Annotated in this window: 18 protein-coding genes and 3 tRNA genes; 20 read left to right on the top strand and 1 reads right to left on the bottom strand. The window is 55.4% G+C overall.

Annotation, left to right across the window (positions count from 1 at the left end):
* The 4 genes from PHT20_RS10280 to bcsG form a co-directional block, all read left to right on the top strand.
* The coding region (locus PHT20_RS10280) for a BcsE family c-di-GMP-binding protein (protein WP_301020466.1) at positions 1-1,163 on the top strand (1,163 nt) is incomplete at its 5' end.
* Positions 1,164-1,340: 177 nt separating this feature from the next.
* Positions 1,341-2,105 carry a cellulose biosynthesis protein BcsQ gene (bcsQ, locus tag PHT20_RS10285; RefSeq protein ID WP_300085695.1) on the top strand — a complete coding sequence of 255 codons (765 nt, stop codon included), beginning with the start codon at positions 1,341-1,343 and terminating at the stop codon, positions 2,103-2,105.
* Positions 2,102-4,615 carry a UDP-forming cellulose synthase catalytic subunit gene (gene bcsA / locus PHT20_RS10290; RefSeq protein ID WP_301020467.1) on the top strand — a complete coding sequence of 838 codons (2,514 nt, stop codon included), beginning with the start codon at positions 2,102-2,104 and terminating at the stop codon, positions 4,613-4,615. The genes bcsQ and bcsA overlap by 4 nt, the downstream gene beginning before the upstream one ends.
* Positions 4,615-6,168 (top strand): cellulose biosynthesis protein BcsG, encoded by a 1,554-nt coding sequence (gene bcsG, locus PHT20_RS10295; protein ID WP_301020485.1) that lies wholly within the window; start codon positions 4,615-4,617, stop codon positions 6,166-6,168. The genes bcsA and bcsG overlap by 1 nt, the downstream gene beginning before the upstream one ends.
* On the opposite strand, the gene PHT20_RS10300 is transcribed toward bcsG, so the two are convergent.
* Complete coding sequence (locus tag PHT20_RS10300; RefSeq protein ID WP_301020468.1) at positions 6,169-6,759, bottom strand: chalcone isomerase family protein; 591 nt, start codon at positions 6,757-6,759, stop codon at positions 6,169-6,171.
* Positions 6,760-6,956: 197 nt separating this feature from the next.
* Here PHT20_RS10300 and PHT20_RS10305 point away from each other — a divergent pair, with 197 nt between their 5' ends.
* From PHT20_RS10305 to tuf, 16 genes are all read left to right on the top strand, one after another.
* Positions 6,957-8,480, top strand: coding sequence for a chorismate-binding protein (locus PHT20_RS10305; protein ID WP_301020469.1), 1,524 nt, complete (start codon positions 6,957-6,959; stop codon positions 8,478-8,480).
* Positions 8,477-10,744, top strand: coding sequence for a diguanylate cyclase (locus tag PHT20_RS10310; protein ID WP_301020470.1), 2,268 nt, complete (start codon positions 8,477-8,479; stop codon positions 10,742-10,744). Before PHT20_RS10305 ends, PHT20_RS10310 begins: the two co-directional genes overlap by 4 nt.
* 9 nt (positions 10,745-10,753) lie before the next feature.
* Positions 10,754-11,701 carry a phosphate/phosphite/phosphonate ABC transporter substrate-binding protein gene (locus tag PHT20_RS10315; RefSeq protein ID WP_301020471.1) on the top strand — a complete coding sequence of 316 codons (948 nt, stop codon included), beginning with the start codon at positions 10,754-10,756 and terminating at the stop codon, positions 11,699-11,701.
* Positions 11,698-14,565, top strand: coding sequence for an EAL domain-containing protein (locus PHT20_RS10320; protein ID WP_301020472.1), 2,868 nt, complete (start codon positions 11,698-11,700; stop codon positions 14,563-14,565). Before PHT20_RS10315 ends, PHT20_RS10320 begins: the two co-directional genes overlap by 4 nt.
* A 102-nt stretch (positions 14,566-14,667) precedes the next feature.
* Positions 14,668-15,273, top strand: coding sequence for an aminodeoxychorismate/anthranilate synthase component II (locus PHT20_RS10325; RefSeq protein WP_300088335.1), 606 nt, complete (start codon positions 14,668-14,670; stop codon positions 15,271-15,273).
* A gap of 118 nt (positions 15,274-15,391) precedes the next feature.
* The gene (locus tag PHT20_RS10330; RefSeq protein WP_301020473.1) at positions 15,392-16,885 is read left to right on the top strand and encodes a DUF6880 family protein; all 1,494 of its coding nucleotides are present in this window, start codon (positions 15,392-15,394) and stop codon (positions 16,883-16,885) included.
* A 57-nt stretch (positions 16,886-16,942) separates the two neighbouring features.
* Positions 16,943-18,103 (top strand): GntG family PLP-dependent aldolase, encoded by a 1,161-nt coding sequence (locus PHT20_RS10335; protein ID WP_301020474.1) that lies wholly within the window; start codon positions 16,943-16,945, stop codon positions 18,101-18,103.
* Positions 18,104-18,122: 19 nt separating this feature from the next.
* A complete protein-coding gene (locus PHT20_RS10340) occupies positions 18,123-18,776 on the top strand; it encodes a LysE family translocator (protein WP_301020475.1) in 654 nt (217 codons plus the stop codon).
* Positions 18,777-18,828: 52 nt separating this feature from the next.
* Positions 18,829-19,878, top strand: coding sequence for an anthranilate phosphoribosyltransferase (trpD, locus tag PHT20_RS10345; protein ID WP_301020476.1), 1,050 nt, complete (start codon positions 18,829-18,831; stop codon positions 19,876-19,878).
* Positions 19,875-20,063, top strand: coding sequence for a hypothetical protein (locus PHT20_RS10350; protein ID WP_300088675.1), 189 nt, complete (start codon positions 19,875-19,877; stop codon positions 20,061-20,063). The genes trpD and PHT20_RS10350 overlap by 4 nt, the downstream gene beginning before the upstream one ends.
* Positions 20,056-20,844, top strand: a complete 789-nt coding sequence (gene trpC / locus PHT20_RS10355) for an indole-3-glycerol phosphate synthase TrpC (protein WP_300088676.1) — start codon at positions 20,056-20,058, stop codon at positions 20,842-20,844. Before PHT20_RS10350 ends, trpC begins: the two co-directional genes overlap by 8 nt.
* Before the next feature lie 12 nt (positions 20,845-20,856).
* On the top strand, positions 20,857-21,591 hold the full coding sequence (locus tag PHT20_RS10360) for a uracil-DNA glycosylase (protein ID WP_300088678.1): 735 nt from the start codon (positions 20,857-20,859) through the stop codon (positions 21,589-21,591).
* Between the two features lie 61 nt (positions 21,592-21,652).
* Positions 21,653-21,738: transfer RNA gene (locus PHT20_RS10365), tRNA-Tyr, on the top strand.
* A 68-nt stretch (positions 21,739-21,806) separates the two neighbouring features.
* Positions 21,807-21,880, top strand: a tRNA-Gly gene (locus tag PHT20_RS10370).
* Between the two features lie 21 nt (positions 21,881-21,901).
* Positions 21,902-21,976, top strand: a tRNA-Thr gene (locus tag PHT20_RS10375).
* Positions 21,977-22,060: 84 nt separating this feature from the next.
* Positions 22,061-23,251: an elongation factor Tu gene (gene tuf / locus PHT20_RS10380; protein ID WP_223907624.1), complete on the top strand. Its 1,191-nt coding sequence runs from the start codon at positions 22,061-22,063 to the stop codon at positions 23,249-23,251.
* The last annotated feature ends 24 nt before the right edge of the window (positions 23,252-23,275 follow it).

Here is a 23,275-nt window from a genome sequence, read left to right on the forward strand (position 1 = left end):
CAAGCGATCGTCAATCATATTTTTTATCATTTGTACGCTGGAATAATTCAAATAATTTTATTCTTGATTTTGATTGCGGAATTGATTTTGATGTTAATAATAAAAAAATTAAATTTAATGGTTGCTTACTACTTGGTCAGAACAAAGAAATTTCATCAGCTGTTGATAAAGGTGCAGTTTACATTACCCAACCTGCGCTTGATGGACAAAGAAATTTACCATCCAATTGGAAGGTTTTGAGTCATGCAGGTGAAGGTACATCTGCTGTCGTTAACAGCATTGCCGCAACAATTATTTTACATGCAGGCTCTGTCAATGATTTTGAGACATTAATTCGAGTTGTATTTCATCTTCGGCAAACTCATCCAAAAACACTTAAAATTATAGTTCGTGAAAATGATGCAAAACTTAGACTAAATATTGAACGTGCTTTGTTATATTTTGGAGCGAATCTTGTAATTTATCGTGAGGTAGGTTTTTCTAGAATTGTAAAAATCGTAGAAGATATTTCAAATCAAACATTCAGTGGTGATTTGAATATCCTCTATGCAGAGGAGATTAAATCCTTTTTGCCTGATTCGGAACGTGGGTACATTGAGCCAGTCGCGTTTCATAGTTATGTCAGTAAAGTCGTTAAGAGATCAGTTTCAACACATATCACTCATACTCTTGTGCGGTTATTCCTATCACCAACAGTGCCTCATATTGATGCAATAAATGCTTGCAATATTTTTCGAGATGGTGATTTGCTTACCTCTGCAAGTGATTCAATTTATGTATTTCTTTTTGCTTGTGCTGAAGTTGATATTGATTCGGCATTGGATCGCATGTTCGTCATGCCTGTTTCGCAGCTTTTCTCTTCTCAGGTTTCTGATTCTTCGGTTGATGGTATCGCGAAAATGCTCGATGAATTTAGTCATTCGATGAAGGATGGGTATGTGGACTACAGTTTGACTGTTCATCCTGTTAAAACGAATGTCATTCGTTTACCTCTAAAATCAAAATCACACGCATCCAGATCAGAGGTAAATAAACTTCCATCACTTCCTAATTCATCATCAAGTCCATCCGCTTTGTTGGGTGGTCATGCACCACGTCCTCAAGTCAGATCGATTCAGCTGAAACAAAAGGTTCATATTTCCCATGAGGAGAGAGTTGCATGATGTATCAATTATTGCTTTATTGCTTGATGGGTTTTTTGCTAGCGGGTTTAATTTGGTATATCAGTCGTACTTTGTTGATTCGGTCTGGCTGGTTTGCTGGCAGAGGCCCCTGCTTGCGTGTATACAAGCTTCCTGATCGCCAGGTAAGGTTGGAACAGGCATCACAAAGTTAAACAAATGGCAACTATTGCATTTGTCAGCCCGCATGGTGGTGTGGGGCAAACGACCCTGATTGCCAATTTAGCGACCCTATTGGCGCAACGACGTGAGCCGTGTTTGGTGGTTGATTTGTGTCCACAAAACACCATGGGCTTGCATTTGGGGTTAGAGACTTCGCCCGCGCATGGTTGGGCGAGTTCAGTTTTAACAGATCACTGGTGGGCGCACAACGCACTTATAAATTCGCTTCATGTGTGTTGTCTACCCCATGGCGACTTGGATGCCAACAATGTCTTGCATTTAGAGCAGCGCTTGATGGCTTCACCAAATTGGTTGACATCTCAGCTGTCTGGTCTTGAATTTTCAGACGCGGGGTATGTGTTACTTGACGCTCCCATGTGGCCTTCTGCGCTTGCATTTCAATCTGTGTTGGCTTCTGACTTGGTTGTTGTTTGTCTTACGGCATCTGCAAAATCGTGTGCAGCATTCCCCGCCATCCAAGCCATGGTCGCAAGCCATCAGGAAAGCACAGCTTTTGCCGTGATGTTGACATCATTCGATCCAAGGTCCAAGTCGCAAATCTTGGCCATGCAAACATTACAAGCGCAATGGAATGATCTGTTGATTCCATACACCTTGCACCATGATGAAAATATGGCCACAGCGTTTCAGGAAAACAACTGTGCGAGTGCCCTTTTTCCTCAAGCTCAGTCAGTTCATGATGTTCAAGGCGTTGCCAACTGGCTTACTGAGCGCTTTAATCTTCAGAGCGCTGCTGAATGATCAAGCTCTCAGCCCTCTTTTTTCGGCAGCGTGCATCCGAAGAGGCGCAGTCCGCGGAAGATGACTTTGTTTCGAATCCCATGCAAAGGCTCAAAGCGCATCTGGCTAGCCTGTTGCACCTCGACCACCCCGTGCCCGCCAAAGCATGGCTGTTTCATTTGTTTGTTCGATCAACAGATGAATCTGATGAAGTTTCTGCGAGTGCGGCTGCTCGGCGGTCTGAATTTTTACAGGGTTTAAAAAAGCAATCGGTCTCACTTCTGCTGATGATGGGTGTTTTGTGGCGAGTGTTGACATGGCCATTGCGTTTCCTTATCACTCAGCTTAGTCGCTGCGCTGAATGCATTGATTACAACAAAGTCGTACGCTACACAGATCAAACGCTTGCCCCGTTGCTAGAAATCCCTGTCGTCCGTTGGCTTGCCTTGGCTTTGGGCGGCGTGGCCTCATTGGTCGTCATTTCAACGCCATTGTCTTGGGGCGGGCAGTTGCTGTTCTTGGTGATGTGCTGGGCTTGCTCTATGGTCGTGCGAAAAATGCCTGGTCGCTTTCCTGCCATGATGCTTGGCACGATCAGTTTGATTGCATTGGGGCGCTACGTTTGGTGGCGTTTCTCCACAACCTTGTCATTTGATTCAGCTCTGGAAGCTTTTTTGGGCATGGGTTTGCTCATGGCAGAGGCTTATACCTGGGCGGTGGTGGTGCTCGGGATGGTTCAGACCATTTGGCCTTTGAAACGCAAACCCATTGACATCACGTTGGCACCTGAAGAATGGCCATGCATTGATGTTTTTATACCCACCTACAACGAACCCCTTACGGTTGTCCGCCCTACAACATTGGCAGCCATTGCACTTGATTGGCCAAAAGACAAGTTAAAGATATACATCCTGGATGATGGTCGTCGAGATGAGTTCAAAGAATTTGCGAGTGCCATGGGTGTGGGTTACATCGTTCGGCAAGACAACAAGCATGCCAAAGCGGGCAATTTGAACAATGCCTTGAAAGAAACGCAGGGTGATTTGATTGCTATTTTTGATTGTGATCACTTACCTGTTCGGTCATTTTTAAAAACGGTTGTGGGTCAATTTGTGAAAGACCCCAATTGCGCCATGGTTCAAACCCCGCACCATTTCTTTTCGCCCGACCCATTTGAAAGGAATTTAGGTACTTTTCGACGCGTTCCCAACGAAGGTTCATTGTTTTACGGCTTGGTTCAAGATGGCAATGATTTTTGGGATGCCACCTTCTTTTGTGGAAGTTGTGCTGTCATCCGGCGCGACCCCTTGATGTCGGTGGGGGGCATTGCGGTAGAAACCGTCACCGAAGACGCGCACACGGCCTTGAAACTGCAACGGCTGGGTTACTCAACCGCATACATCGGCCAAACCTTAGCCGCCGGTTTGGCCACTGAAAGCTTATCTGCGCACATTGGCCAGCGCATCCGATGGGCGCGTGGCATGGCGCAAATTTTTCGGGTTGACAATCCGCTGCTTGGTTGGGGGTTATCCATCGGACAGCGACTCTGCTATCTCAACGCCATGGTGCACTTCTTTTTTGGATTGCCAAGATTGGTCTTTTTGACGGCACCCCTGGCATTCTTGTTTTTTGAATTTCACATCATTCACGCTGAAGCCTTCTTACTGGCTTTGTATGTGATCCCTTACGTGGTTCAGTCAACGATTGCGAATGCGCACGTTCAAGGCCAATACCGGCATACCTTTTGGGCCGAAGTCTACGAAACTGTTTTGGCATGGTATGTGGCTTTGCCTACCACTGTGGCACTTATCAACCCCAAACTGGGTAAATTCAATGTGACTGCAAAAGGTGGTTTGGTTAAAAAATCATATTTTGATTGGATTATTTCTACGCCGTACACCATATTGGCATTGCTCAATATATTAGCTTTGATTATTGGTATTTTTCGTTTATTTTTCTGGAATACGTTTGAGCAAGGTACGGTCATTTTGAATTTGTTTTGGGTAATTTACAGTAGCCTATTGTTGGGTGCTTCAATTGGCGTGGCCTCAGAAGCCAAGCAGGTGAGGAAAATGCACCGTGTCGCTACACGATTGCCGGCCACCTTATACAGAGCCAGTGGCGAGGCGATTCATTGCACTTGCATTGACTTCTCGATGACTGGGCTTGGGCTTGAACTCGAAAAGCCGTTCCAGCCAGAGAAAAACGAAAGGTTGCATGTGTCTTTATGGCGAGAGAGTATTGATCATGCATTCCCTGCGTTTATTATTTCTACCCAAGAAAAATCGTTGGGTATAGAGTTTGAACCCATGTCCAAAGACCAGTCGATTGCCTTGGTGCAATGCACTTTTGCACGACCCGATGCTTGGGTGAATTGGAACGCTGAAAATGACATTGATCGCCCCATGAAGGGTTTAAAAGAAATTGCAGTTGTTGGACTGAATGGTTATAGAAAACTTTTCACTTCAATTTTTGAACCTTTACTCGATGTCTACAAATCAAGGTTCATGCAGCAGCAAGGGCGTGCTTGATGAATTACATTGGTCTTTATTTCTTGGTAAAAATAGGCCTTTATTTCGGGCACTATATTGCCTTTAATTGGATTTTTAATTTAATTCTGGCTTTGTTGGCTTATTTCCCAATCAAAAGCATTGTGCTGAAAAATATCCGATCTTTTTCAGTTTGGATACTGGCCATTGCCTTGGTTTACCATGAATCATACTTGCCCACAATAAGTCGTATTTATTCAAGACTGGATGCTTTAAGGGGTTTTGATTTAAATTACATGTTTGAATTGTTGGGTAGATTATTTAATCCTGCAGCTATCGTGGTATGTGTAATAATTATTTTTATTTATTGGATAATTAATAAAAAACTCAGAATATCAACTTTTGTTTTTCTCGGTTTGCTCATCGTGCCAGCAGTCACCACATTTTGGCCATCTTTGTTGGAGCGCAACAGCACAACCGCTTCTCAAGACACCCCTGCCACGCGTGCCAAAGATGTTGTTCGGGTTGAACCTCAAACCGAATTACTCAACTTCTATACCTCGGAGCGCAAGCGTGCGATCCAGTTCTCGGTGCCAGGTAAAACGCCTGCATTTGATGTGGTCATGATCCATGTGTGTTCCATCTCTTGGGATGATTTGGATTTTGTGAACGAACAAAACCACCCGTTACTCAAAAAATTCGACCTTGTTTTCAGAAACTTCAATACCGCTGCCAGTTACAGCGGCCCTGCCGCGATCCGCTTGTTAAGAGGTACTTGCGGACAAAGTCCACATGACAAGTTGTACCAAAGTGCCGATCCCTTGTGTTATGTTTTCCCTAATCTTGAAAAACTGGGTTATGTGGCTCACGGCATGATCAATCACGATGGCCTGCATGACAAATACCTCGACATTCTTGAAATGCACACAGGCTTGAAGGGAAAACTGGTGAAATACCCAGACGCACCTGTGGCCTTGAGAAGCTTTGTGGGCTCACCCATTTACGATGATTTTTCGATGTTGAACAAATGGTGGACTTCAAGGCTTGAGCGCAATTCCGCTGCAGAAGCCCTCTACTACCAGACCATCACCTTGCATGACGGCAATATTGTTCCTGGGCAAACCAGTCGTTTGAGCCTGGTGACCTATAAACCCAGGTTATTGAAATTCTTGGCAGAGCTTGACCGGTTTATCACCCTGCTTGAAAACAGCGGCAAACCTGTCGTGTTGATGATGGTGCCAGAGCATGGTGCTTCACTGCGAGGTGATCAATACCAAATCTCAGGCATGCGTGAGATACCCACGCCAGGCATCACGCTCGGCCCGGCAGCCATCAAGTTGATTGGCTTGAGCAAAACCACGTCCCTGCCAATTGTGATCAATGAACCGGTGAGCTTTTTTGGCTTGTACAGCCTCTTGGGGGGCATGCTGGCTCAAAGCCCATTCGATCCCACCTCGCCCACACTGGCCAGCCGAGTGAAAAGCATAGAAAAAACCAAACTGGTTTCAGAAAATGAAGACGTCATCATGTTGCGCGACGAGACTGGGCACTACATGATGAAGTCAAGCAATGGTGCGTGGGTGACTTACCGTTGATCAAGACTTGCCACCCCCCAGCAGCGCCTCTTTCAGTTTTTGATCCGCAGGTGCTGGCCCCAGCCAAATGGACATCAGTGCGGCAAAAAACTCTGGCTCCTTGAACGGCTCGCCTTGCACCACTCCTTTGACCGTGATCACGGTGCCTTGGCCAGGAATCCAGTCGATGATGAACGTGTCGCCCGCTGCCATTTTTTTCTGTGCGGCAAACATTTCCCCCATGCGCACCAGCCCTGGCACCAAGGTCGACATGGCGGCAGCGCCCATGTTGTCTTCAATCCCTCTTGTCAGCAATTTGCCCAGCTCAGCCGCATCAATGTCGCGCAGCATGGTCACACTCAGCCGCTTAGGGCCACTTTGTTTGACCACCGCATCCTGCGTTGTCGCCTTTTGCGCCAGGTAAAGCCCCGCCACATAGACCTTGAAGATCACCTTGTAACGCGTGCCCGCGCCATTCAACTGCAGCGTGGTACCGGCCAAAGTGGTGCTGTCTTCCACCTTCACGCCATGGATGTCTTGGCTGGCAGCCCATGTGCCGCAAGACAACACGCTGATCCACAGCGCCAACCCAACATCTCGACAAAATTTCATGAATGTGACCCCTTTTAAAAAAGAACGACCGTACGAATTTAACCAATGCATTGTGCGCGGAGGTGCATGGCTTGCCCACTAGGGTTTACACGAGGCGTGTCACGGGCTGGGTGTCGCAGCTGCTTTGGCTTGGGGCAAAATGTGCTTTCAATTGTTTATGCCTTATCCCACCCGTCTTTACTCATTGAGAGCCCTTCGTGATCCCTGAAGAACAATTCAACGCCTTGGCTGCACAAGGCTACAACCGGATTCCAGTGGTGGCGCAAGCCTTTGCAGACCTTGAAACCCCACTGTCGCTCTACCTCAAGCTGGCGCACAGCGCACCTTATAGTTTTTTACTGGAATCTGTGGTGGGCGGCGAGCGCTTTGGCCGCTACAGCTTCATTGGTTTGCCCGCCCGCACCTTGTTGCGCGCCAGTGGCTTTGGCGCGCAAGCCCGCACCGAGGTGGTGACCGATGGGGTGGTGGTTGAGACCTCATGCGCCAACCCGCTCGACTTTGTGGCGCACTACCAGCAGCGCTTCAAAGTCGCGCTGTTGCCCAACATGCCGCGTTTTTGTGGCGGTTTGGCGGGTTATTTTGGCTACGACGCGGTGCGCTACATTGAGAAAAAACTCCAAACCACCTGCCCCCCCGACGAACTCCATTGCCCCGACATTTTGCTGCTGCAATGCGAAGAGCTGGCCGTCATTGACAACCTCTCAGGCAAGCTTTATTTGATGGTCTATGCCGACCCGGCGCAGTCCATGGCCTATGCCAAAGCGGTGGCGCGCTTGTCAGAACTCAAAGACCAATTGAACCAACCGGTGCACGCCCCCGCCATTTTGCCCAGTGCGGGCCAAGCGGCGGTGCGTGACTTTGCCAAAGCCGATTACATTGCCGCCGTCGAGCGAGCCAAGGAGCTGATCGCCGGGGGCGACTTCATGCAAGTGCAAGTGGGGCAGCGCATCAAAAAGCCCTACACCCAATCGCCCTTGAGCCTGTACCGTGCCCTGCGCTCGCTCAACCCCAGCCCGTACATGTATTACTACAACTTCAGCGGTGCCCCGGCAGATGGAGCCGACTTCCATGTGGTGGGCGCGTCACCCGAAATTCTGGTGCGCCAAGAGCAGGTGCAGCAAGATGGCCAAGCGGTGCAAAAAATCACCATCCGGCCGCTGGCTGGCACGCGCCCGCGTGGCGCCACCCCAGAGGCCGACAAAGCCGCCGAAGAAGAGCTCATCCACGACCCCAAAGAGCGTGCCGAGCACGTGATGCTGATCGACCTGGCGCGTAACGACATTGGCCGCATTGCCCAAATTGGCAGCGTCAAGGTCACGGACGCCTTTTGCGTCGAGCGCTACAGCCATGTCATGCACATCGTCAGCAATGTCGAGGGGGTCCTGCTGGACGGCATGACCAGCATGGACGTGCTCAAAGCCACCTTCCCCGCAGGCACCTTGACCGGTGCGCCCAAAGTCCACGCCATGGAGCTGATTGACCAGCTCGAACCCACCAAACGCGGTCTCTACGGCGGCGCTTGCGGCTACCTCAGCTATGCCGGTGACATGGACGTGGCCATTGCCATTCGCACTGGCATCATCAAAAACCACATGCTTTACGTGCAAGCCGCCGCCGGTGTGGTGGCCGACAGCGTGCCCGAGCTTGAATGGCGCGAGACCGAGGCCAAAGCGCGAGCCCTGTTACGTGCGGCAGAGTTGGTCGAAGAAGGCTTGGAGTGACGCCGCAATTGTTGTCACGCCGTCACCCCTGGCTGCTGCTGGGCGCGGCCTTGCTGGGCGTGGGGCTGTGGCTGGGTTGGGGGCTGTGGCACGAGCATGCACGCATTGAGCGCGATGAGTTTGCGCGCCTCAACACCCAGGCGCGGGTGATTGAAGACAACCTGACACGCCAACTCGGCACCATTCAACAAAGCCTCGTCTCCATTCAAGCTGCCATGCCCGGCTGGCAAAGCCGTGCCACGGGCGCCAGCGATGCCTTGCAAATGCTCGCTGGCATGGCGTCCGCCATGACCTCGGTGCGCACCTTTTTAGTCACCAACGCACAAGGCACCGTCATCTACTCCAACCGCGAAGAATTGCTAGGTCGCAATTTTTTCCAGCGCGACTATCTGCAAACACCGCTCAAAACGCTCAACCCCAACGTGCTGTATGTCAGCACACCCTTCAAGTCGGTGCTCAACAACTACCTGATCAATTTAAGCCGGGTCATGCTTGACGCCAATGGCCGTTTTTCAGGTGTTATTTCCGCCGCCATCGACCCGGTTGACTTTGACATTTTGGTCAATTCCGTGCGTTACAGCGACGACATGCAAGCTGCCCTGGTGCACGCCAACGGCCAGACGTTTATTTTGCAACCCACATCGCCGCAAACCCTTGAAAAAATCCAGCCCGCTTGGGGCGACAGTTTTGAGCGCCATCTGCGCAGTGGTCAACCCGTGAGCGAGTTCAACACCGCAGGCACCCAGCCCCAACTGCAAGTCATGCACACCGTGTCACCGCAACAACTGACCATAGACAAACCCGTGGTGGTGGTGCTGAGCCGCACCCAAGCCGAGCTGTTTCCTGCTTGGCAGCGCGACGTGATCATGCAACTGCTGGCCTACGTGCTGCTGGTGGTGGTGAGCGTGCTGGGCTTGGCCGCTTTTGAGCGCCAGCGAGCCCAAAAAATCATGACCGCCAAACGCCTCAAACTGGCCACCGATGCCAGTGGCGTAGGCATTTGGGAATTTGACCTGGTCACCCGGCAATACCAGTGGGATGAGGTCATGTTTGCCCTGTTTGGCCTGCGCCCTGATGCCGCCAGCCCACGCAACGACGACTGGATCAAGCTGCTGCCCGCAGATGACTTGAAGCGCATGCACGATGCCACCCGCGCCACCATCAAGCAAGACCAGCCGTTCAACATGACCTTTCAGATCAAGCGCCCAGACGGCCAGGTGCGTTACATGCGCAACCGTGCAGCGCTTTACTCAGACGACCAAGGCGTACCCCGGCGCTTGATTGGCGCCACAGAAGACGTCACCCAACAAAAGCAACAAGAAGCTGATTTGCGCGTGGCCGCTGCAGCATTTGAGTCGCATGAAAGCATGTTGATTGCCAATGCACAGGTTGAAACAGTGCGTGTCAACCAAGCCTTTAGCGCACTTTTTGGCTACTCTGCCTCAGAAGTGGTGGGGCAAAACCCACGCCTGCTCAAATCTGACCGCCACGACGCCGACTTTTACACCGCCATGTGGACGGAGCTGTTGCAACATCACAGCTGGCAGGGTGAGGTCTGGAACACCCGTAAAAACGGCCAAACATTCCCCTGTTGGCTGTGCATCACCGCCGTGTGTGACGAGTCCGGCACGGTCACCCACTTTGTCGCCACCCATACCGACATCACCCTGCGCAAAGCCGCTGAAGATGAAGTCAAACGCCTGGCCTTTTTTGACCCCCTTACCCAGTTGCCTAACCGCCGTTTGCTCACCGACCGCCTGCACCAAGCTGTGGCCAAAGCCAAGCGCGACCAGGGTCAACTGGCGCTGATCTTTGTTGACCTTGACAGATTCAAACCCGTCAACGACCGCCATGGTCATGCCGCGGGCGACCAACTTTTGCAAGCGGTAGCGCACCGCCTGCGCAATTGCGTGCGCGAGTCAGACACCGTGGCGCGGGTCGGCGGCGACGAATTTGTGGTGCTGCAGGGCAGCGTGCACCAAAGCGCAGATGCCACTCGGGTGGCAGAAAAAATCCACGCCAGCCTGCGCGAACCCTTTCACTTGCCCATGGGGCAAAGCGTGCAAATTTCATCGAGCATCGGCGTGGCCATGTACCCAGAGCATGGTCTAGACGAGGCCAGCCTGTCGCACCATGCCGACGTGGCCATGTACGCCGCCAAAGCCGCGGGGCGGGATCAGTTTGTGTTCTACAGCCCGTCGCTTGATCAGCCAGCTGCGGCGGTGCCGGCCCCAGGCCAGGTTGGCCAAGCGAATGAACCATAGGACAAAGCCATGTTTGATTTAACCAAGCACTCTCAAGCGCCATTGGCAATGCTGCGCGCACATTGGTTGGTCTTGGGGTTGCTGGCACTGGCCGCCTTGGCGGGCTGCAGCCGTGAAGAGACTTTGCCTACACCGCAATACACCAGCAAGTCTGCTCTGATAGACCCGGCAAAGCACTATATTTTTGCTGTGCACCCGTTGCAAAACCCACAGCTGTTGCATCAAAAATTTGAGCCCCTCATGGCTTACCTGGAAACTCAGTTGCCCGGCACAGCGTTTGACCTGGAAACCTCTAACGACTATGCCGACTACGAGCGCAAGCTGCGTGCGGGCAAGTCACACTTTTCGCTGCCCAACCCCTACCATGCTGCGCTTGCCAGCGCCTGGGGCTACCACGTGATTGCCAAAATGGGCAACGACGAGTTGTTTCGTGGCGTGTTCATTGTGCGCAAAGACAGTCCCATCAAAATACCGGCCGACCTGCGTGGCAAAGTGGTGGCTTATCCCGCCCCCACGGCCTTGGCTGCCGCCATGATGCCGCAGCTTTATTTGCAAAAAAATGGCATCAACGTGGCCACCGACATCACCAACAAATACGTTGGCACACACAACTCGTCCATCATGAACGCCTACTTGCGCCAAAGTGACATCAGTGCCACCTGGCCGGTGGCTTGGCAGGCTTTTGAGCGGTCCAACCCGGTAGAAGCGGCCGAGCTGAAAGTGCTCTGGCAAACGCCCGCCCTGATTCAAAACGCCATCATTGCGCGCAACGATGTGGCCCCAGACGTGGTGGCGCAAGTCCAACGGCTGCTCACCACACTGCAAGATTCGGCCCAGGGCCAGCAGCTTTTGAAGAACATCGACACCACGCGCTTTGACAGTGCCAGCGACGCCGACTTCAAGGTTGTCAGCGACTTTTTGGCCGAATTTAACCAACTGGTGAAAAAGCAAAAATGACCGACAGTCCCTCGCGCTTGCCCCACTGGCTGGCCGGCACCGTGCGCCGCCAGCTGATCTGGGGCGTGGCGCTGGTGCACGCGGTGATGATGAGTTTGTTTGTTTACGACTTGTCGTTGCGCCAGCGCGATTTTTTGATAGAGAGCCAAACCAGCCAAGCCATCAGTCTGGCGCAAAACCTCAGCCTGATCGCTGCCACGCCTTTGCTTTCCTCAGATTTTGCCGGGCTGCAAGAGCTGACCCGGGCCATCGGTGCCTACTCTGGTGTCACCCATGTCATGGTACTGCTGCCCAATGGCAAGGTGGTCGCGCATGGGCAGGCGTCGTTACGCGGCCAGTTTCTGGCAGATTTTGACCGCTTTGGCCAAACGGTTGACCCGCAACCCCAGCTGCTGTTGCGCAGCGAGGCGCTGGCCGATGTGGTGGTGCCTGTGCTGGTGCAGCAAGACCGCATTGGCTGGGTGCGCGTGGGCGTGTCGCAAAGCGCAACGGCCACCAAGTTGGCTGCCATCACGCAAAGCGGCCTGCTCTACACCTTGTTAGCCATTGGGGTGGGCGTGCTGCTGGCTTGGTTGCTGGCCAACCGCCTGACGCGGCGCTTGACAGCTTTGGCCAAAGTGGCGGGTGATGTCAGTGCCGGTCGGGCGCAAGTGCGCGCCTGGGTCAACAGCACAGACGAAGTGAGCCAATTAGCGCGGGCCTTCAACGCCATGCTGGACGCATTGGCCGCGCAGCAGCGCAAAGAACAAGACCTGAAAGAAGCCCTGCAAGCTGAAAAAGAGCTGGCGCAGGTCACACTGGCCTCTATTGGTGATGCCGTCATCACCACCGACGCGCAAGGCTTGGTGAGCTTCATGAACGAAGCTGCGATTGGCCTGACCGGCTGGCCGTTGAGCCAAGTGCGGGGCCAGTCGGTGACTGATTTTCTGGTGTTCAAAGACGGTGCCACGCAAGACCGGTTGATCAACCCCGTGACCCGGGTGATGCACTCAGGCGTGGCAGCGCAGTCTGGGGCGCATACCGTGCTGGTCACGCAGCAAGGCGGCTTGGTGTCGGTGGAAACGTTGGCCACCCCCATATTTTTCGAGCGTGGACAGTTATTGGGTTGTGTGCTGGTGCTGCGTGATGTGTCTGAGCGTGAACAGGTGCAAGAGCGCTTGCAATGGCAAGCGGGGCATGACGCGCTCACCGGCCTGCCCAACCGTGTGCTGCTGGCCGACCGCTTTGAGCGGGCGCTTGAAAAATCCAGGCGCGACGGCAGCCAATTGGCGGTGTGCCTGCTTGACCTGGACAAGTTCAAGCCGGTCAACGACACCTATGGTCACGCCGTCGGCGACATGCTGCTGGTGGCCTTGACCGCCCGCCTGAACCAGGAGCTGCGCGCCGTGGACACCCTGACGCGCCTGGGTGGTGATGAATTTGTGATTTTGCTGGAAGACCTGGCCGATGACGCGGATTTGACGGGCTTGCTGGCGCGCATTTTGCAAACCCTGGCCGAACCCTTTGAGTTGCAGGGGCACGCCATTGCCATCACCGGCAGCTTGGGGCTGACCGTGTACCCGGCTGACAGTTCAGACCCCGACACGCTGCTGCGCCACGCTGACCAGGCCATGTATGTGGCCAAGCAAACCGGGCGCAACCGCTACCACCGCTTTGATGTGCTGCAAGACATCCAGCAAGAATCTGTCCAGCAAACACTCGAGCGCGTTCGCCAAGCCATCACCGGTAACGAGTTGCGGCTGTATTACCAGCCCAAGGTGAATTTGCGCAGCGGCAAGGTGGTCGGGTTTGAGGCCTTGTTGCGCTGGCAGCACCCGCAAGACGGCATGATCCCGCCGCTGTCATTTTTGCCTTTGGTGGAGCAGTCTGATGTGATTGTGGCCATTGGGGAGTGGGTCATCGAGCAAGCCCTCAAGCAGCTTGCGGTGTGGCAGCAGCAAGGGCAGGTGTGGCCAGTCAGTGTCAACATTTCAGCGCGGCATTTTCAGCAAGAAGACTTTTTGCCGCGCCTGCAAATTTTGCTGGCTTGCCACCCGCAGGTGTCGCCAAGCCTGCTTGAATTTGAAATATTGGAGTCGGTGGCGTTAGGCGACATGGGTGCCATGAACGCCCTGATTGCCAACTGCCGCGCCCTTGGCATTGATTTTTCGCTGGACGACTTTGGCACCGGCTACTCGTCACTGAGCTACCTCAAGCGCATCCCGGTGCAGACCCTCAAAATTGACCAAAGCTTTGTGCGCGACATGCTCGACGATGCCGATGACCGCGCCTTGGTCGAGTCCATCATCCACATTGCCACGCTGTTCAAACTCAGCGTGATTGCCGAAGGCGTTGAGACCCAAGACCAGGGCGTGCTGCTGCTGCGCCTGGGCTGCGACGTGGTGCAAGGCTACGGCATTGCCCGCCCGATGCCGGCCGAGCAGGTGTTTGACTGGGCCTGTGCGTTTGTGTCTGACCCGCAATGGTGCTTGTGGGCAGATGTGAAATGGGAGCTCAGCGATTTACCTTTGCTGGTGGCGCAACACGACCATCTGGCTTGGGTCAAGCGCGTGGTGTTGGCCGCGCAGGGCTTGTCGCTGGGCATGCCGCAGGCGCAACTGACTGACCCGCACCAGTGCCGTTTTGGCCAGTGGTACGACGGTCATGGGCGCCAGCGTTATGGTGACTTGCCGCAATTTCAGGCCATTGCACCGGTGCACCAGCAAATTCACGCGCTCGGTAGTGAGGTCTTGCGCCTGCACGCGGCCGGCGATGCAGCTGGTGCGGCCACCGTCAGCACGCAATTGCTGGCGCAGAAAGACCAGTTGCTCAAGCTGCTCGATGCCTTGCAGCAAGCCGCTTTGATGAAAATAAGGGATGCATAAATTGCAAAAATTCCGTTTATGGTGAGTGTTGCCAGAAATAGGATGTTTGTGATTTCTGCGTCTCTAAGTGCCTTTTAAATGAACTTTGTGTGAGTGAACGCCATGAAACTTTTGATGATCGACAACTACGACAGCTTTACCTACAACATCGTCCAATACCTGGGCGAGCTAGGCGCTGATGTGACGGTGGCGCGCAACGACGAAATCACCGTGGCCGACATCGACGCCCTGCTGCACGCCGGGCAGCTGGACCGGCTGGTGGTCTCGCCGGGGCCGTGTTCACCCGCCGAGGCTGGCATTTCGGTCGCGGCCATCGCGCACTTTGCTGGCAAGCTGCCCATCCTGGGCGTGTGCCTGGGGCATCAGGCCATTGGCGCAGCGTTTGGTGGCACCATCATTCGCGCACAGCAGCTCATGCACGGCAAAACCTCGGTCATTACCACCACCCAAGAGGGCGTGTTTGCCGATTTGCCAGCCCACTTCACCGTCAACCGCTACCACTCGCTGTCCATTGAGCGCGCCACTTGCCCGCCCTGCCTGAAAGTTACCGCCTGGACGGACGACGGCGAAATCATGGGCATCAAACACACCCACCTGGACATTGAAGGCGTGCAGTTTCACCCCGAGAGCATCTTGACCGAACACGGCCACGCCATGCTGGGCAACTTCTTGAAGCCGCGCGCGGCCGCGCTGGCCGTGCCTGCTTGAGCCTGTGCCAGTTTTTTGGCGCTTGAATGCTATTTAATGCTATTTAATAAATAGCTGCTTGCGCTTATTAAATAAGGTCTATAGGCCTAAAACATATCTTTTTTCAAAAACCTGTTGCATGACCAAAAAACCCTCCCCGCTGCCGCCGCAGTGCAAAACCTGGCTCACCCAGCAGCCGCATGAGGCGCTGGTGGCGCTGTTGCTGGACGTGGCCAAACGCGACGTGGCGCTGGCGCAAACCTTACGCAGCCACGCCCCAGCGGGCAAGCAGCGCAGCCAAGTTGACGACGTGCGCCAACTTATTGACGATGTCACCACCGTTGACGGCTCAATCGACTGGGGGGCAGGGCGGCGTTTTGCCAAAGCGCTTGATGTCATTGCCGATACCTTGGCAGGCATGTTGCGCAGTGGCCAGGCGTTGGCAGTGGCCGAGCTGGCGCTTCATGCCGTGGACTGCATCGAAAACGCGCTGCAATTTGTAGATGATTCCAGCGGCCGCGTGGGCGATGTGGTGCAGCGCCTGGGTGAGCTGCACCTGCAAGCCTGCCAAGCCGCCCAGCCCGACCCCGTGGCCTTGGCTCAAGCGCTGTGTCAGCTTGAAGCCACCTTGCCTTTTGGCTTGTGCAGTTTCAGCGCCTCCCGCTACAGCCAGGTGTTGGGGGCTGCTGGCCTGCAGGCCTACCAGGCGCTGGCGCAAGCCCAATGGGAAAGCACGCCCGCGCTTGACGAACGCGGCTCGCCATACCCGCGCAAAAAATGGCAGCGCGTGCTAGAAGACGCGGCGCTGGTCCGTGGTGACATTGACGGCTTTGTGGCCGTCAAATCCACCCAACTCACCTGCGCTTATGACCATTTGAAACTGGCCGAGGCTTTGCTCGCAGCTCAGCGCCCGGACGATGCCCTGAAGTGGGCCGAGCTGGGTCTGCAACATGACCCGGATCGCCCCGACAACCGCCTGCGCAACTTTGTGGCGGCCAGGTATGTGGCGCAAAACCGCCCGGCCGAGGCGTTGCAACTGACCTGGTTGCAGTTTGAAGAACGCCCCGGCCTGGTTGCCTACCAAGCCCTGCACAGCATGGCAGAGCCACTGGGGCAGTGGCCTGCCCAGCGCACGCGGGCACTGAACTGGCTGGCGCAGCACACGCACAACCACGCCAACGCCGGCACAGGCACAGGCACAGGCACAGGCACAGGCACAGGCACAGGCACAGGCACAGACGGCGTTGCGCCTGAAGGTGGGCGCAAGCTGCCAGATGTGTCAAACCGCGTCGAGATTGCTATTTGGGAGGGCGATCTGGATACCGCTTGGGACGCCATTCACCGTGGCGCCATCGATGCCAACACCCGGCTGACGCTGGCACAAGCGCTGGAGCCCACCCGAACGCGCGAGGCGGTGGTGCTGTACCGCCAAATCATTGCCGACATCGTGGCAGAGGGCAACGCCGCCGCCTATGCCCGGGCGCTGAGCTGGCTGCGCCATGTGCAGCAGTTGCTGGCGGGCTTGCACGAATCCGCGTCATTTGCGCAGTACCTTACAGAGCTGAAAGCCACGTTTGCAGCCAAACGCAGCTTCATCAAAGGGCTGAACGAATGGACTGGTTCTGGTTGTTGATTGGTATCAAATAAAGAGCTACCCACGCAATATTCATAAGCGCTAGAGGCCAAAAACATGCATAAAAATCCAATCAAACCAGTTGACTTGCGCAGCGACACCGTGACCCAGCCCACTGCTGCCATGCGCGCCGTGATGGCTGCCGCCCCGGTGGGTGACGATGTGTTTGGCGACGACCCCAGCGTCAACGCGCTGCAAGCGCGCATTGCCGCCATCACCGGCAAAGAAGCGGCGCTGTTCATGCCCTCGGGCACGCAAAGCAACCTGTGCGGCATCTTGGCGCACTGCGGTCGGGGTGACGAATACATCGTCGGCCAGCTGGCGCACACCTACCGCTACGAGGGCGGTGGCGCTGCGGTGTTGGGCAGCGTGGTGCCGCAACCGCTGGCGCAGGACGCAGCTGGCCAAATGGCGCTGGCCGAACTAGCTGCTGCCATCAAGCCTGACGACGTGCACTTTGCCCGCACCCGGCTGCTGTGCCTGGAAAACACCTGGAACGGCCAGCGCATGCCCATGGCCTATCTGGCGCAGGCCACGCAGCTGGCGCGCGACAAGGGCTTGGCCTGCCATCTGGACGGTGCACGGCTGTTCAATGCAGCGGTGGATCAAGCGCTGCAAGTGGCAGAAAAAAATAAGCAAAATAAGCCTCTAGACCTTGTAAATCAAGTGCAATCAGCTATTGATTTTGAATCTGTTGTGCGTGAGCTGCGCTGCATCACCAGCCTATTTGACAGTGTGTCGGTGTGCTTCAGCAAGGGGCTGGGCGCGCCCGTGGGCTCGGCGCTGTGCGGCTCAAGTGAGCTGATTGAGCGCGCCCGGCGCATCCGCAAGATGGCCGGTGGCGGTATGCGCCAAGCGGGTCTGTTGGCCGCTGCGGCCAGTTACGCGCTGGATCACCATGTGCTGCGGCTGGCGCAAGACCACGCCAACGCGCAACGTCTGGCCACCGGGTTGGCTGGCATCGCCGGGCTGACGGTGCGTTCAGCCGCCACCAACATTGTGTTTGTCGATGTGGCCGATGGCCGGGGGCCGGCCTTGCTGGACTTCTTGAAAGCGCAAGGCGTGCTGGCCACTGGCTTGATTGGACTGCGCTTTGTGACGCATCTGGATGTGGACGCGGCGGGCATTGACCACGCGCTCAGCAGTATTCGGCGCTTTTTTGCCGAGTCCGAGCCGGGTGCAGCCAGCGTTGGCGCAGTGGGCGCAGGCGTTTACTGACCCTCAGAGGCCTTGCACTGTGCCTGATACCCCGCAACTGTTGCTGTTCATCGCGGCTGGCTGGTTGCTCAACTTGACCCCGGGTCCTGACGTGTTGTTCATTGTCAGCAGCGCGTTGCGCCACGGCGTGCGCGCCGGGCTGGTGGCGGCGTTGGGCATCACTGCCGGTTGTTTTGTGCACATTTTTGCGGCGGCGCTGGGCATCAGTGCGTTGTTGGCCACGTCTGCCACAGCCTTTACCGTGTTGAAGTGGGTGGGGGCGCTTTATCTGCTTTATGTCGGCTTGCAACTGGTGTTCTCCAAACCTTCGAGTGCAATGCATTCAATAGCTGCTCACGCAATAACCACGGGGGTTACAAGCCAAAAAAGCGTATTTTTCAAGGGGTTCTGGACGAATGTGCTTAACCCCAAGGTGGCGCTGTTTTTTCTGGCGTTTGTGCCGCAGTTCATTGCCCCCGATGCGCCCCATAAGACGCTGAGCTTTGTGCTCCTGGGCGTGTTGTTTAACCTCAATGCCTTGCCCATCAATTTTGCTTACGCCGCGCTCGGGGGCTGGGCGGCGCGCCGCCTGAGCCTGGTACAGCGCGGCATGCATTGGCTGGAGCGTGTTGCGGGGGTGATGTTCATCGGCTTCGGGCTGAAACTGGCCATGACCGACAATCCCGCCCCATAACACCACCCTTTGCAGTGCCCGGAACGGCCGATTTTTTGATTGAAGGAGCATCATGACCCACGCCATCACCATCACCCCGCAAGAAGCGCTGCTGCGCACCATTGAACACCGCGAGATTTTTCATGACGAAATGCTGCACATCATGCGGCAAATCATGGCGGGCGAGTGGAGCCCGGTGATGCTGGCGGCGTTCATCACCGGCTTGCGCGTCAAAAAGGAAACCATTGGCGAAATCACCGCCGCCGCACAGGTGATGCGCGAGGTCTCCACCAAAGTCCTGGTGGCCGACAAAGCGCATTTGGTGGACATTGTGGGCACCGGCGGCGACGGCTCGCACACCTTCAACATTTCCACCTGCGCCATGTTTGTGGCCGCCGCCGCCGGGGCCAAGGTCAGCAAACACGGTGGCCGCAGTGTGTCAAGCAAGAGTGGCAGCGCCGACGTGATGGAGTCGCTGGGGGTCAATATCAACCTCAAACCCGAGGCCATTGCCCAGTGCATTGCCGAGGTGGGTGTGGGCTTTATGTTCGCACCCAACCACCATCCGGCCATGAAAAATGTGGCACCAGTTCGCCGCGAGATGGGAGTCAAAACCATCTTCAATCTGCTCGGCCCGCTGACCAACCCAGCCGGTGCGCCGAATATTTTGATGGGCGTGTTTCACCCCGACCTGGTCGGTATCCAGGTGCGCGCCCTGGAGCGCCTGGGCACCAACCATGCGGTGGTGGTGTATGGCAAAGACGGCATGGATGAGGTGAGTCTGGGCGCGGCCACACTGGTGGGCGAGCTCAAAGACGGCAAGGTCACAGAGTATGAGATCCACCCCGAAGACTTTGGCCTGGCCATGGCCAGCAACCGCGCCTTCAAGGTCGAAACGCCAGAGCAATCCCGCACCATGCTGCTGGATGTGCTCAACAACGTAGCCGGTCCGGCCAAAGAAATTGTGCTGCTCAACGCCGGTGTGGCGTTGTACGCAGCCAATGTGGTGGATTCGATGAAAGCTGGCATAGACCAAGCGCGCGCAGCGATTGAATCTGGTGCCGCCAAAGCCAAACTCGACAGCCTGGTCACGCTGGCGCACCGTTTGGGCAGCGCCGCATGATGAAGCTTCTAGACACCGATGGCGCCTGGTTGGCCATTGGCATTTCTGTGTTTTTTATCTTGGTGGGGGTGGTGATGAAGCGTGTGTTTGTGAAGGTGTTGAAAAACAGCGAAACCGCCGCAGCCACCCCGCCCAGCACCGCCAACGCGTCCAACCCTGTTCCCGAAAGCCCCCAACATGACTGATATTTTGAACAAAATTGTGGCCGTCAAGCGCCAGGAAGTGGCCGCCGCTGTGGCGCGCAAGCCCTTGGCAGACATGCGGTTTGAGGCTGAAAGCCGAGTCTTGACGCGTGATTTTGTCGCTGCCATGCGCAGCAAAATTGCAGCGGGTCAGGCGGCGGTGATTGCCGAAGTGAAAAAAGCCAGCCCGTCCAAAGGCGTGCTGCGTGCCGACTTTTTTGCCGCCGATATTGCCCAAAGTTATGCCGAACATGGTGCGGCGTGTTTGTCCGTGTTGACCGACCAGCCCTTTTTCCAAGGCAGTGTGGACTACCTCAAGCAGGCTCGCGCTTCGTGCCAATTGCCGGTGTTGCGCAAAGATTTCATGGTCGATGCCTACCAAATTTACGAGTCACGCGCCATGGGGGCTGACGCTGTGCTGTTGATTGCCGCCTGCCTGGATGATGCCCAGATGAAAGATTTTGAGCAGATCGCGCGCAGTCTGGACATGGCGGTGCTGGTGGAGGTGCATGACGCGCCGGAGCTTGAACGTGCGCTCAAACTCAAAACGCCGCTGGTGGGTGTGAACAACCGCAATTTGAAAACCTTTGAGGTTTCGCTTGACACCACGCTGGCTCTGAGGCACCTGCTGCCCGCAGATCGGCTGCTGGTGTGCGAAAGCGGCATTCACACCCGCGACGATGTGCTGCGCATGGCCGCCGCAGGCGTGAATGCGTTTTTGGTGGGTGAAGCCTTCATGCGTGCCAAAGAGCCAGGTGAGGCGCTGGCTGCTTTGTTTGCTTAAAAAGCCGAAGTGATGCCGTCTGACTTGCCCAGCGCCGCCGCTGTCATCACGCAACTGCCATCTGCAGAGCCTGCGCAGTGGCCCGTGGCGGCTGACTGGCAGCCCGTGGTGTCGACGTTCTTTGCGTCTGAGGCCGGGCGCCGTTTGTTGACTTTTTTACAACAACGCTTGCAAGCCGGCGCAGTGGTGTTTCCGCCGCAGCCCCTGCACGCCTTGGCGCTCACGCCGCTGGCGTCGGTGCGCGTGGTGATTTTGGGGCAAGACCCTTACCACGGGCGTGGGCAAGCGCAAGGGTTGGCGTTTTCAGTGCCGCCGGGGGTGGCTGTGCCGCCCTCGTTGCGCAATATTTTCAAAGAGTTGCAGCGCGATTTGGGAGAGCCACCGCCTGCGTTTCCTCAGCCGGGTGGCAGCTTGGAGCGCTGGGCGCGCCATGGGGTGCTGCTGCTCAATACGTGTTTGACGGTTGAGGAAGGCCAGCCTGCCAGCCATGCGGGAAAGGGCTGGGAGGTGCTGACCGATGCCGTCATTCAGGCGGTGTCTGATGCTGCATCACCCGTGGTGTTCATGCTGTGGGGTAACCACGCCCAAAGTAAGCGTGGTTTGATTGATGCCACGCGGCATCTGGTGCTGTGCGCCAACCACCCGTCGCCTCTTTCGGCGCTTCGTCCACCGGTGCCATTTTTGGGTTGCGGTCATTTTTCTCAAGCCAAGGCTTGGAGAGAAACCCATTTTTCAGACAAGCCGTAAAAAAATCCCAGATTCCACAAGACTACATTCAAACTTGATGGCATAATCCGTGGTTCACCGTGGAGAGGTGGCCGAGTGGTTAATGGCAGCAGACTGTAAATCTGCCCTCTTACGAGTACGCTGGTTCGAATCCAGCCCTCTCCACCAATGATTTGTTGAATGTGACGCTGCGGCGAAGCGTAGGGCGCTAACAGGTTGACCGGTTCAGCTTCGAGGCGGGAGTAGTTCAATGGTAGAACCCTAGCCTTCCAAGCTAATGACGCGGGTTCGATTCCCGTCTCCCGCTCCAGGGTTGCATTCATGAAATATTGCCCATTTGGCTCAGTGGCAGAGCACTCCCTTGGTAAGGGAGAGGTCCCGGGTCCGATTCCCGGAATGGGCACCATTGAAGTGTTGGGTGTCAGCTTGGTTTTTTTGCGGGTTGATGGCCTTTTTTATTTGACCGTCTTTTAATTCTCGGAGTCTGAAAATGGGAAAAGAGAAATTCACACGAACCAAGCCCCACGTGAACGTGGGCACCATCGGTCACGTTGACCATGGTAAAACCACCCTGACAGCCGCCATCACCACCGTGCTGGCAGCCAAGTTTGGTGGCTCGGCCAAGGCCTATGACCAAATTGACGCAGCGCCCGAAGAAAAAGCCCGCGGCATCACCATCAACACCGCCCACGTCGAATACGAAACGGCCAACCGCCACTACGCCCACGTCGACTGCCCCGGCCACGCTGACTACGTCAAAAACATGATCACCGGCGCAGCCCAAATGGACGGCGCCATCCTGGTTTGCTCTGCAGCTGACGGCCCCATGCCTCAAACCCGTGAGCACATCCTGTTGGCTCGTCAGGTCGGCGTGCCTTACATCATCGTCTACCTGAACAAATGCGACATGGTGGATGACGCTGAACTGCTTGAACTCGTTGAAATGGAAGTGCGCGAACTCCTGGATAAATACGACTTCCCTGGCGACGACACCCCCATCATCCACGGATCAGCCAAACTCGCCATGGAAGGCGACAAAGGCGAACTCGGCGAAGGATCCATCATGAAGCTCGCTGACGCCTTGGACAGCTACATCCCCCTGCCAGAACGTGCCGTTGACGGCGCATTCCTGATGCCCGTTGAAGACGTGTTCTCGATCTCTGGTCGTGGCACCGTGGTCACAGGCCGGGTTGAACGCGGCATCATCAAAGTCGGCGAAGAAATCGAAATCGTGGGCATCCATGACACCCAAAAAACCACTTGCACCGGTGTCGAAATGTTCCGCAAACTGCTCGACCAAGGTCAAGCAGGCGACAACGTCGGTATCTTGCTGCGCGGCACCAAACGCGAAGACGTGCAACGTGGTCAAGTGCTGTGCAAACCCGGCTCAATCAAACCGCACACCCACTTCACGGGCGAAATCTATGTGTTGTCCAAAGACGAAGGTGGCCGTCACACCCCCTTCTTCAACAACTACCGTCCTCAGTTCTACTTCCGTACCACGGACGTGACCGGTGCCATCGAGTTGCCAGAAGGCAAAGAAATGGTCATGCCTGGTGACAACGTGTCGATCACAGTGAAGTTGATTGCCCCAATCGCCATGGAAGAAGGCCTGCGCTTCGCTATTCGCGAAGGTGGTCGTACCGTTGGCGCGGGTGTGGTGGCTAAGGTGATTGCCTAAAGTAAGTGTGCTTGCGCAAATGTG

It is taken from the genome of Rhodoferax sp., from assembly GCF_028715765.1.
Taxonomy (GTDB): Bacteria; Pseudomonadota; Gammaproteobacteria; order Burkholderiales; family Burkholderiaceae_C; genus Rhodoferax.

Coding starts and splice junctions, on each gene's coding strand:
- bcsQ (WP_300085695.1), top strand. CDS start 1,341: ATGGCAACTATTGCATTTGTCAGCCCGCATGGTGGTGTGGGGCAAACG.
- bcsA (WP_301020467.1), top strand. CDS start 2,102: ATGATCAAGCTCTCAGCCCTCTTTTTTCGGCAGCGTGCATCCGAAGAG.
- bcsG (WP_301020485.1), top strand. CDS start 4,615: ATGAATTACATTGGTCTTTATTTCTTGGTAAAAATAGGCCTTTATTTC.
- PHT20_RS10300 (WP_301020468.1), bottom strand. CDS start 6,759: ATGAAATTTTGTCGAGATGTTGGGTTGGCGCTGTGGATCAGCGTGTTG.
- PHT20_RS10315 (WP_301020471.1), top strand. CDS start 10,754: ATGTTTGATTTAACCAAGCACTCTCAAGCGCCATTGGCAATGCTGCGC.
- PHT20_RS10320 (WP_301020472.1), top strand. CDS start 11,698: ATGACCGACAGTCCCTCGCGCTTGCCCCACTGGCTGGCCGGCACCGTG.
- PHT20_RS10325 (WP_300088335.1), top strand. CDS start 14,668: ATGAAACTTTTGATGATCGACAACTACGACAGCTTTACCTACAACATC.
- PHT20_RS10330 (WP_301020473.1), top strand. CDS start 15,392: ATGACCAAAAAACCCTCCCCGCTGCCGCCGCAGTGCAAAACCTGGCTC.
- PHT20_RS10335 (WP_301020474.1), top strand. CDS start 16,943: ATGCATAAAAATCCAATCAAACCAGTTGACTTGCGCAGCGACACCGTG.
- trpD (WP_301020476.1), top strand. CDS start 18,829: ATGACCCACGCCATCACCATCACCCCGCAAGAAGCGCTGCTGCGCACC.
- PHT20_RS10350 (WP_300088675.1), top strand. CDS start 19,875: ATGATGAAGCTTCTAGACACCGATGGCGCCTGGTTGGCCATTGGCATT.
- trpC (WP_300088676.1), top strand. CDS start 20,056: ATGACTGATATTTTGAACAAAATTGTGGCCGTCAAGCGCCAGGAAGTG.
- PHT20_RS10360 (WP_300088678.1), top strand. CDS start 20,857: ATGCCGTCTGACTTGCCCAGCGCCGCCGCTGTCATCACGCAACTGCCA.
- tuf (WP_223907624.1), top strand. CDS start 22,061: ATGGGAAAAGAGAAATTCACACGAACCAAGCCCCACGTGAACGTGGGC.